The organism is Oryzibacter oryziterrae, assembly GCF_021864535.1.
Lineage (GTDB): Bacteria > Pseudomonadota > Alphaproteobacteria > Rhizobiales > Pleomorphomonadaceae > Pleomorphomonas > Pleomorphomonas oryziterrae.
In genome coordinates this window covers 23,858-32,787 of sequence record NZ_JAKJIC010000033.1, presented here as the reverse complement: position 1 = coordinate 32,787, position 8,930 = coordinate 23,858, and the positions used below count along the sequence as shown (strand labels likewise).

The window sequence follows — 8,930 nt, the reverse complement described above, 5'->3', positions numbered from 1 at the left end:
GATCTCGCGCGCTGAATGGTCGCCGAACAGCGCGTTGTCGACCAGGCCGCCGACCACCGCACCGGCCGCCTGACCGATGATCGCCGCCGTCGTGCCAAAGACGCCGCCGAGCGCAGAGCCGGCAGCGGCGAGAAGAAGTGTCGCCATGGGAGGAGATCCGCTTTACTTTTGGTTGCAGATTCTGATCGGATTGAAAAATCTACATCGATGGACTATCTTATCTACATCGACAGGAGTCTTCGATGACCATCAACGTCACCAATGCCGAGGCCGACGATCTGACGCGGACATTCGCGCGCCTGGAAGGCGTGTCCATTTCCGAGGCAATCATCATCGCCATGCGCGAAGCCATCGATCGGCGGACGCTGGCCGAAACGCCGCTCGCGACCGCGGCCCGCCTCAGGGACACCTTCGGCATCGCGCTTTCTGAAAACGCCCGCACCCCGCTGCCGCGCTCCGTCTTCGACGCCATGTGGGACGCGTGATGTTCGTCGACGCCTGCGCCATCATCGCCATCCTCAGCGACGAACCCGAAGCCGCGCGCGTGGCGGCGGCCCTGTCCAGCCATCCGCAGGCCTTCACCTCGCCGGTGGCTGTTCTGGAAGTGGTGACGGCGCTGGCCAGACCCGACAAGTTCAACATCTCGACGCAAGCGGCAGAGTCACTCGTGCGTGCATTTCTGGAGGCCCGCCGCATCGAGATTCGCGACATGCCGCCGGCATCGGACCTGACCCGACTCGCCCTCGACGCCATGCACCGTTTCCGCAGCGGCCGCCATGGCCTCAACCTCGGCGACTGCCTGCACTACGCCTGCGCCCGCCACCACGATGCCCCGATCCTCGCCACCGCCGACGAGTTCCGCCAAACCGATCTGGTGACGATCGAATGAGCCAGATGCCCACGCCTAGTGGAGTGAAATTTACATTTGTGTCCCAGAAGACATCGGTCGCGCGCTCAAATGTAAAATTCTAAAATTCCACTATAAACAATGACTTACTAGTGGTTCGATTCTGACATTTGCATCGGTCTGATACAAAGCGCCGAGCAAATGTCAGAATCATGAGAACCACTAGAGAGTTTCGGGTCAGGCTCTACCACGCGAAAGGCTGACGATCTCGCCTTCGGGCCAAACTTGCCTTATATTGGCGCGGTAGTGAGGTTTTGTTCGATGCCAGCAGTTAAGTCGTCCGGAGCCGCGCCTGCGAGCAAGCTTCAGCGTTATCGACACGCTCAGGCCCGGCGCGGGATGAAACTCATAAGGGTTTGGGTTCCCGATCCAAATCGACCGGAGTTCTCAGAGGAAGCTGCCCGGCAGGCGGCTGTGCTGCGCGGTCGGGCTGAGGAACAGGACGCCCTGAACTTCATTGCTCACGCCTTCGAGTGGCCGCCGGAATGAAGCGCGGCGACATCGTCACGGTTTCAGCTCCGGGTGACTACGGCAAGCCACGCCCAGCGGTCGTCATCCAATCGGACAGGCTTGCTGGCGGCGACAGTGTTCTTGTTGCGCTGCTGACCAGCACGCTTACCGACACGCCGTTTTACCGGCTGCAAGTCGACCCAGAGGACTCCAACGGGCTGCGCCTTCCGTCACAAGTGATGATCGACAAGATCCTCGCCTATCCACGCGGAAAATGTGGTCCCGTCATTGGCCGATTGAGCGAAGGCCAACTTACGGCCCTCGGCAACCTGCTTTCACTGATGATAGGCCTTGCGGATTGATACTCGGTCAAGGGATGCGCCCCGGCCACCGATACACGCCCGCCAGCTTCCCCCGCCACCACCGGTCCAGCGGTGCCAGCGCCACCACGGCGCCTTCATGGGCGTGGATGAACCGATCGCCCTCGATCAAGATCCCCGCGTGCTTGGCGGGATAGCCCGGCTTCCAGCGGAACAGGAGCACGTCGCCCACCCGCAGATCCCCCGCCGGCACCACGGTCATGTGCCGTCCGGCGGCGTCGGCCATCAGTTCGAACCCGTTCGCTTCCGCCCAGTCGGGTGTATAGGCGGGCATGGTCTCCGGTTCCGGTCCAATGCAGGCGCGCCAGACGCCGCGCACCAGTCCGAGGCAGTCGCAGCCTACCCCCTTCAGCGAGGCCTGATGGCGGTAGGGTGTGCCGAGCCAGGTCAGCGCTTCGCGCACGATGTCGTCGTCCGTCATCAGAACAGCACCTCGCCGGTATCGGTCCCGTTGCCGCGGGCATAGGAGAAGACGAAGTCCTTGCCGGGCATATGCGGGAAGCCGCGGAAATTCTCGTGATTGGCAAAGCGGTCGCGGCAGGTCTCGAAGCGCTTGTCGCAGCCGGCCGTCAGCGTCACCGAGTCTCCCGTCGCCGGAACTGCGGGCAGCGCGGCGCGCAGCAGCAGACGGATGCCGGCGGCATCGTCCAGGTGTTCGTCGATCGGCGCCGTCTTGCCGGCCAGAGCACCACTGGTGAAAGCAATCGTGCCGCGCCCGAACCAATCGGCCGAGAAGCCGCTGATTCCGCTGACATAGATCACCCTGTCGTCCGAGCCCGCCGCCACCGTCGCACTCGTCCGCCAGGAACCGAGCGCCAGCTTGCACCTGCTGTCGCCGAAGTTGGCGTCGCAGCCGCGCGAAAACAGGCGGCCTCGCGGCTGGTCGATGAGATGCGTCGGGCCGCGCACTTCCGCCCGGAAACCGCCGTCGGAGGCAACCACCTCGCCCAGCACCCCGGTGCGCTGCAACAGTGCGTCGCCGGGCGACTGCCAGTTGACAAGATAGACGCGGATGGTCGCGCCATCCCAGAGCCCCGCCGCCAGATCGGCCTCGGTGATCAGGTCGGAGGACAGCGCTCCGGCGATCTCCTCCTCGCCGACGGCAAAGCCCGCGCCCCGGCTCGCGGCGCTGCGATCGAAGCCGGTGGCCGGTTCGCAGGTCACGCCCGCCACGGTCAACCTCCGGTCATGATCGGTGAAGCCGAAGAGGACGCCGTCCTTGCGTGTCACGATCCAGGCCGAGCAAAGGGTCGTCGCTTCGCCCGCCAGATGGGCGGCCAATCCCGCCGGCAGCGTCCTCATGGCAGCACCTCGATCAGCGGAATGGCCGGCAGGCTGCCGGCGTTGAAATGTGCAAGTTCCAGCGTCAACTGGTCGGTGTCGAAGCGGACCGGCACGTCGAACAGGAAACCCGCCGTCACCGCCGCTCCGTTGGCCGGCGCACTTGCCAGGGTGACCATGCCGGTCGCCGTGTTCACCGCCACCGAGCCGGGCGGAAGCGTCGTGCCGGCAACCGCCACCGTAACGCTGCCGGCCACCGGCTTGGCGATGGTCCGCACATAGGGGGCGAAGGAACTTCCGTAAGTCTTGATCAGCTGGAAGCTCCTGGTCCCACCGTCGCCGGTACCGATGCGCTGGTCGAGGGGCGCAGGCGCGAGCCCCGCCGCGCAGGACCGGTCGTCGGCGCGGTCGCGAAAGCGGAATCCGTAGAGGCGGCCGCGCCGCTCCTCGAAGAAGGCGATCACTGCGGACAGGTCGTCCAGCGTCTTGATTCCACTCGATGCGTCATAGCGGCGGCGGCTGTCGGCCCATCGGCTGTTGCGCACTTCACGACCCGAAGCCAGCGAAACGATATCCGTGCGCCGCTCAGGTCCTCCACTCGCGCCCAAGGCAACGGACAGAGGAAAGCTGGTCTCATGGAAAGATGACATAGTGACAAATCCGGTCCGTTAGAAGGCGAAGTTCTTTTTTGATCCACCTCAAGGCCCGAAAACTGCTGCGAGTCTAGGGTCGGATCATGAACAAGACGGAGTAGAAAACGTGCAGATCCCGCATGAACTGGCCGCGGAATTCGCCCGCGATATGGATGTGATCCACGCCCTCCGTCAGGACGATCTTTCGTTTTGCGACCTGACGGATGCGTATGAAGAGTTCAATCGCCGCATTCATCGTATCGAACTACTGGTGGAGCCGGCGACGGACTCGCTGCTCGACTATCTGAAGCAGCATCGCTTTGCCCTCAGAGAAGAGATCGCGGCGCTTGTTGCCGCCAATAAACGCGCAGTGGCTTGACACCCCTCCTCGTTGGGCCTCAGCGCTATAGCCCGCGCCGTCCCCGTCCGACGGCGCGGGCTAGCATTGCAGTGATCTGAGCTTCCGACTGACGGAAGCCCTCCACACCCGGCGTGGTCACGTTGAAGGTGACGGACACGCCGCCTCCCCCGCTTTTCACACCCAGCTGTCCGTCGGCGCCGCGCGCCAGCGGCAGGATGGCTTCGGCCCCGGCTTCGCCGAACAGGCCCGTGCGCCCGTCCGGCATGGGGAAGTAGGTCGGCGTCGCGACAACGCCACCGCCGGCGAACGGCACCACCCCGCCCTTGGCGAAGGGCACGGCGCCGCCTGCCAAGCCCTTGAGACCGTTGCCGATCGCGCCCGCCAAGCCCTTGGCGAGCGTACCCAGGAGATCGGTCAGCGGCGTCAATGCCGCTTCCAGCGCCTTGCCCGACAGGCGCAGCAGCATCTGCTTCAGCACGTCATCCAGCGCCTTGCCCTGGATAACCGCCGCCTTCAGCCCGGAGCTCAAGGCCCCGGAGAAGCCGTCGGCGGCGCTCTTCAGCGAATCGAGCCGGGCGAGGTTGTCGTCGAGACTGGCGCCGAGGCCGCTCGTGTCAGACTTGTTGGTCATGAATCCCACTCCTGTCGGGATGGCTGGCAATCAGGGCGTCGAGTGCCCGGCGGTCCATGGGCGAAGCGCCACGCGGGCGCACCGCCTCGATGGCGCGCGCCAGTTCACGTGGCGTCAGGTCCCAGAAGGCGTCCGGCGGCAGCCGGAGCACACCGAGCCCGAAACCGATCACTTCGTCCCAGGGGAAGGCGCGGGCGCCGTCTCCGCCGGAGGGGCCAAAGGGCGCTCTCCCTCCCTGGCCGGATCAAGACCGAAGGTGGCGGCGATCAGCCGGACGACGATGTCGACATAGCCGGCGACGCCGCCCTCCACATGCAGGCCGGCAACGTCGGCGTTGGTCATGGCCTCGCCGGCGCCGCGCAGACCGGCGCCGATCACCTTCACCGCGTCGGCCGCCTTCAGCGTGCCACTGGAAAAGCGGCGGGCGAGATCGGTCATGTCCTCGGCGCCAAAGGCTTCCTCGAGTTCGGCAAGGCCGCCGAGGGTCAGGCGCAGCACCCGCTCGGCACCGCCGAGCACGGCCGAGATTTCACCGCGATAGCTGTTGGTCATGGTCAGGCTCCCGTGAAGGTCAGTGCGCCGGCCGATTCCAGCGCGATGTCATAGGTCACTTCGCCGTCGTACGTGCCGGCGTAATCGAGCGCGGTGAGCTGGAAGGCACCCTGCACGGTGCCGAAGTCCGGGATCACCACCTGCCAGTTCCTCAGCGTGCCGTTGAAGAAGATGCCGCGCACCGTCTCGTCGGCCGCCTGGTCGCGGAACAAGCCGTTGCCGGAGATGGAAGCGCGGCGGATGCCTGCCCCTTCGATCAGCTCGCGCCAGCGGCCGGGGCTGTCAGCGTCGGTCACGTCCACCGTGCCGGCCGAGAAGGCCAGCTTGCGGGCGCGCAGTCCCGCCACCGTCACGAAGACACCCGCGCCGGTACTGTCGACCTTCAGGAGAAGGTCGCGTCCTCTCTGAGCCACCATGCTCTGCTCCTGTCATGATTTGGCAGTTATTGGTCAATGAGTGCGTCGATGACCGCCCGCGCCCGCCAGGCGCCATCGCGAGTCCGGTCGACCTGCGTGTCGCTCACGCGGATCAGCGTGAGGCTGCCGGTCGTCAGGCTGAGGGGCGCCGTCGTCGCCACCGCCAGCGCCGCATCCAGCACCGCGAGGGCGCGGCTGCGTTCGGTGTCGCCGGCATAGGCTTCCAGCGCCAGCAGCACGCGGGCACCGGTGCCGTCGCCGCTCGAAAAGTCGCGGCCGCGCGCGTCGGCGAATACCAGGCAGGGCATCACCGGGCCGCGCGGCAGACCGTCGTGGATGCGGCCCTTGACGAGGCCGGTCAGCGTCGCGTCGGCCTTGAAGGCCGTGGTCAGCGCCGTCTGCAATGCGGCGATCGCCGCCGTCTGCCGCGCCGTCATGCGATCAGCTTCAGGCCGCGATGGCCGAGCGCCAGTGCCAGCACATCGTCCGGCACGCTGGACGCATTGGGACCGTCGCCGCGGGTCGCATACCAATGGGCGGCGAGCAGCTTGACGGCCTGCACCAGTTCCGCCGGCACCGACGCCGCCGTCGCTCCGAAGCCGGCGACCACGTCGATCTCGATGCCGTTGAGCCGCTTGCCCGGATTGGGCAGGCTGTCGTTGAACAAGAGCCGCGCCGGCTCGCCGACCAGATCGAGCGTATAGGACGACCCCGGCCAGGTGGTCGCAGTGCCATAGGCATCGTAGACGCGCACGGCGCTGACGGTCTGCACCGGCCCGAGCGGCAGGCGCAACATCCCACCGGGCGGCAGGCGATCGAGCGTGATGCGCCAGCTCTGGGTCAACAGAAGCTTGCCCGTCAGCCGCTCGATGGTGGCACGCGCCACCACCACCAGCGTGGTCAGCACCTCATCCTCGCCGCTACCGTCGAGATTGAGATGGGCCTTGAGTTCGGCAAGCGTGATCGGCTCCACCACCGGGGCGGAGAGAAGGCGAGTAGCCATGGGCAACTCCATTGTCTTGCGGGTTGGGAAGTGGGTTGTCCGACTGTCTGACAAAGCTTATATTTGGGTCAGACAAACCGGAGCCGTTTGAACCATGCCTGAAACGGGACACACACCAGTCGTCGCCCGGCAGCGCGACCGGGACGATCTTGAGTTCGCCCGGACACACGGCCTGATCGGATCGGGAAAGGACGCGCGCTTCTCGGCGCGGGTATCCTCGCGATTGCTTGAGGCGGCCCGCGCACGAACCGGCGTTCAAAGTTCGTCCGATCTGCTCGAAGTTGCCTTGGCGCGCCTCGCCGCCGAGGATGACTTCATGGAGCGCATGCGCGCGCTCAAGGGCAGCATCCCCACGGACGTCGATCTTGAGTTTTGACCTCGACAAGGCCTTGCGTCGGCTCAAGCCACACAAGCGCGGACGACAGCTGCAGCGACGCGGCGACGCCGAGCTGCTCTGGCAGGACGATCCCCGCCTGAGGGGTCTGCCCGTCCTGCTCGATACGTGCGTCTACATCGACATCCTGCAGGGTCGCACCAGCACCAGCCTGGATGCCGATCTCGACTTGCGCACCCGACATCATTCCGTGGTTTGCATCGGCGAGTTGCTGCATGCCTTCGGGCGGCTCGACCCACAGCACGCCGGCACAGCGGCCGTGCAGGACGCCCTCCGCGGCGCCGTCGCGGCAATCCCGCCCTCTCGAACGCATACGCCGTCCGACAGCCACTGGATCGAGGCGAATATCCTGACAGGCCTGCTGCTGCGACTGCAGGAAATTCCCCGCCATCAGGGACAGGAGCACCGCTTTCTCAACGATGCCCTGATCCTCCTGCAAGCCCGCTCGCTCGGGGTTGCCGTGCTGACGCGCAACATCGCCGATTTCGACTATCTTTCGCAGTTGGTCCCGGATGCGATCGTCGCCAACTACCGTGTCTGACCGTTTCCCCTTCGCATAGAATTTGGCGGCGCCGGCGGGAGGAAGTCGCCGGCGCCGCCTTTCGGACAGCTCCTGGGGAGACGGGAGGGACAGGAGCTGCGCCGAAGTGAATTAAGTCGTGCCGAACTTCAGGAGCTTGATCGCGTCAAAGTCCTGCACGCCGCCGCCGACGCGCTTGGTGGTGTAGAACAGCACGTAGGGCTTGGCGCTGAAGGGGTCGCGCATCACGCGGGTGCCGATGCGGTCCACCACCAGATAGCCGCGCTTGAAGTCGCCGAAGGCGATGGAAAAGCTGTTGGCGGCCACGTCGGGCATGTCCTCGGCTTCGACCAGCGGGAAGCCGAGGAGGTTCGCCTGGCCGCCCGCCACTGCCGGCGGCTGCCAGATGTAGTTGCCGGTCGAGTCCTTGAACTTGCGCACCGCCGCCTGCGTCTTGCGGTTCATCACGAAAGTGCCGTTCTGGCGGTAGCCGGCCTTCAGCGTGTAGATGAGGTCGAGCAGGTTGTCCGACGGATTGGACGCGGCAAAGCCGGCGGAGACGCCGGTGATCACATAGCCGAGGCCGCCCCAGGCCCAGGAGGATTCCGCCGCATTGGTATAGGCGAGGAAACCCTTGGGCTGGGTGGTGCCGTTGCCGTTGACGAAGGCGGCGCCTTCCTGCACGGCGAAGGCCAGTTCGATCTCCTCGGCCAGCCAGCTCTCGATGTCCACCGCCGCGTCGTCGAGCAGCGTCTGGGTGGCCGAGGGCATGGCGTAGAGTTCCATGGCCGGGAAGGAGAGTTCCGACAGCACCGGCGAAGTGGTTTCGGTGCGGCTCGCGGTTTCCGCCGCCCAGCCCACCGTGGTGCCGGTGACGCGATAGGGCTTCTTGTAGGTGCCCACCGACACCTGCCGCACGCTGGCGATGGAGCGGATCGGCGAGATTGCAAGCAGGCGGCGACCGATCTCGTCTTCCACCGCCGGCGTCACCACATAGCCACCGGCCGTGCCGGTGCCGGCCGACATGGCCTTGGCCTCAAGTACCGCCAGCTTGCGCTCGGAGCCGGTGCGCATGTAGGTCTCGAAGGCGGAGCGGTGTTCGAGCTCGGTGAGCGGGCGCGGCGTCTCGGCGCCCGACAGCTGCGGCCGGTTGGCCTTCAGCAGCAGGCCGTCGAGGCGGTTCTTCTGCTGGTCGAGCGCCTCGTCGATGCGCGTCAGCTTCTCTTCGGTGAGCACGTCGCCCGAGCGACGCTCGATCTCGTCGAGCCGCCGATCGTTCGTTTCCTTGAACAGCTCGAAGGCGTTCATGAAGTCGTTGAAGGCGTGCGCGATGTCGCCGGTGCCCTTGGTCTCGGGCACCGTGCCGATGTCTTTCGTCATGGTCTGTCCTTATGCTCTAGGGA

17 protein-coding genes are annotated in these 8,930 nt (G+C 65.8%); 7 read left to right on the top strand and 10 right to left on the bottom strand.

All coding sequences use genetic code 11. The features are described 5' to 3' along the window. The first annotated feature begins 242 nt into the window (after positions 1–242). The 4 genes from L2I41_RS20880 to L2I41_RS20865 all read left to right on the top strand — a co-directional run bounded on the left by L2I41_RS20880 (position 243) and on the right by L2I41_RS20865 (position 1,719). Positions 243–485, top strand: coding sequence for a type II toxin-antitoxin system VapB family antitoxin (locus L2I41_RS20880; protein ID WP_237155559.1), 243 nt, complete (start codon positions 243–245; stop codon positions 483–485). Beyond that, the gene (locus L2I41_RS20875) at positions 485–889 is read left to right on the top strand and encodes a type II toxin-antitoxin system VapC family toxin (RefSeq protein WP_237155558.1); all 405 of its coding nucleotides are present in this window, start codon (positions 485–487) and stop codon (positions 887–889) included. The genes L2I41_RS20880 and L2I41_RS20875 overlap by 1 nt, the downstream gene beginning before the upstream one ends. A 279-nt stretch (positions 890–1,168) precedes the next feature. Continuing rightward, positions 1,169–1,396 (top strand): antitoxin MazE-like protein, encoded by a 228-nt coding sequence (locus tag L2I41_RS20870; RefSeq protein WP_255720372.1) that lies wholly within the window; start codon positions 1,169–1,171, stop codon positions 1,394–1,396. Further along, positions 1,393–1,719 carry a type II toxin-antitoxin system PemK/MazF family toxin gene (locus tag L2I41_RS20865; RefSeq protein WP_237155556.1) on the top strand — a complete coding sequence of 109 codons (327 nt, stop codon included), beginning with the start codon at positions 1,393–1,395 and terminating at the stop codon, positions 1,717–1,719. Before L2I41_RS20870 ends, L2I41_RS20865 begins: the two co-directional genes overlap by 4 nt. A gap of 7 nt (positions 1,720–1,726) precedes the next feature. Here L2I41_RS20865 and L2I41_RS20860 read toward each other — a convergent pair whose 3' ends face one another. Genes L2I41_RS20860 through L2I41_RS20850 form a run of 3 tightly spaced genes read right to left on the bottom strand, consistent with a single transcriptional unit; the run spans position 1,727 to position 3,668 of the window. Next, a complete protein-coding gene (locus L2I41_RS20860; RefSeq protein WP_237155555.1) occupies positions 1,727–2,158 on the bottom strand; it encodes an NlpC/P60 family protein in 432 nt (143 codons plus the stop codon). Further along, on the bottom strand, positions 2,158–3,039 hold the full coding sequence (locus tag L2I41_RS20855; protein WP_237155554.1) for a phage/gene transfer agent baseplate hub protein: 882 nt from the start codon (positions 3,037–3,039) through the stop codon (positions 2,158–2,160). Before L2I41_RS20855 ends, L2I41_RS20860 begins: the two co-directional genes overlap by 1 nt. After that, positions 3,036–3,668, bottom strand: a complete 633-nt coding sequence (locus L2I41_RS20850) for a DUF2460 domain-containing protein (RefSeq protein ID WP_237155553.1) — start codon at positions 3,666–3,668, stop codon at positions 3,036–3,038. The genes L2I41_RS20855 and L2I41_RS20850 overlap by 4 nt, the downstream gene beginning before the upstream one ends. Positions 3,669–3,777: 109 nt before the next feature. Here L2I41_RS20850 and L2I41_RS20845 point away from each other — a divergent pair, with 109 nt between their 5' ends. After that, a complete protein-coding gene (locus L2I41_RS20845; RefSeq protein WP_237155552.1) occupies positions 3,778–4,029 on the top strand; it encodes an HP1242/YdcH family protein in 252 nt (83 codons plus the stop codon). Positions 4,030–4,054: 25 nt separating this feature from the next. Here the strand turns inward: L2I41_RS20845 and L2I41_RS20840 are convergent, their stop codons facing one another. The 6 genes from L2I41_RS20840 to L2I41_RS20815 are packed head-to-tail and all read right to left on the bottom strand — an operon-like array spanning position 4,055 to position 6,613. After that, complete coding sequence (locus L2I41_RS20840) at positions 4,055–4,642, bottom strand: phage tail tape measure protein (RefSeq protein ID WP_237155551.1); 588 nt, start codon at positions 4,640–4,642, stop codon at positions 4,055–4,057. Beyond that, the gene (locus tag L2I41_RS20835; protein WP_237155550.1) at positions 4,626–4,814 is read right to left on the bottom strand and encodes a rcc01693 family protein; all 189 of its coding nucleotides are present in this window, start codon (positions 4,812–4,814) and stop codon (positions 4,626–4,628) included. The genes L2I41_RS20840 and L2I41_RS20835 overlap by 17 nt, the downstream gene beginning before the upstream one ends. Continuing rightward, complete coding sequence (locus tag L2I41_RS20830) at positions 4,811–5,194, bottom strand: gene transfer agent family protein (RefSeq protein WP_237155549.1); 384 nt, start codon at positions 5,192–5,194, stop codon at positions 4,811–4,813. The genes L2I41_RS20835 and L2I41_RS20830 overlap by 4 nt, the downstream gene beginning before the upstream one ends. A gap of 2 nt (positions 5,195–5,196) precedes the next feature. After that, positions 5,197–5,610, bottom strand: coding sequence for a phage major tail protein, TP901-1 family (locus L2I41_RS20825; RefSeq protein WP_237155548.1), 414 nt, complete (start codon positions 5,608–5,610; stop codon positions 5,197–5,199). A 26-nt stretch (positions 5,611–5,636) separates the two neighbouring features. Beyond that, positions 5,637–6,047: a DUF3168 domain-containing protein gene (locus L2I41_RS20820; protein WP_237155547.1), complete on the bottom strand. Its 411-nt coding sequence runs from the start codon at positions 6,045–6,047 to the stop codon at positions 5,637–5,639. Then, the gene (locus L2I41_RS20815) at positions 6,044–6,613 is read right to left on the bottom strand and encodes a head-tail connector protein (protein ID WP_237155546.1); all 570 of its coding nucleotides are present in this window, start codon (positions 6,611–6,613) and stop codon (positions 6,044–6,046) included. The genes L2I41_RS20820 and L2I41_RS20815 overlap by 4 nt, the downstream gene beginning before the upstream one ends. 94 nt (positions 6,614–6,707) lie before the next feature. On the opposite strand from L2I41_RS20815, the gene L2I41_RS20810 reads away from it, so the two are divergent. Beyond that, a complete protein-coding gene (locus tag L2I41_RS20810; RefSeq protein WP_237155545.1) occupies positions 6,708–6,989 on the top strand; it encodes a hypothetical protein in 282 nt (93 codons plus the stop codon). Further along, entirely contained in the window at positions 6,979–7,548 is a 570-nt protein-coding gene (locus L2I41_RS20805) for a type II toxin-antitoxin system VapC family toxin (RefSeq protein WP_237155544.1), read from the top strand. Before L2I41_RS20810 ends, L2I41_RS20805 begins: the two co-directional genes overlap by 11 nt. A 111-nt stretch (positions 7,549–7,659) precedes the next feature. On the opposite strand, the gene L2I41_RS20800 is transcribed toward L2I41_RS20805, so the two are convergent. Further along, the gene (locus tag L2I41_RS20800; RefSeq protein ID WP_237155543.1) at positions 7,660–8,907 is read right to left on the bottom strand and encodes a phage major capsid protein; all 1,248 of its coding nucleotides are present in this window, start codon (positions 8,905–8,907) and stop codon (positions 7,660–7,662) included. Positions 8,908–8,930: the final 23 nt, after the last annotated feature.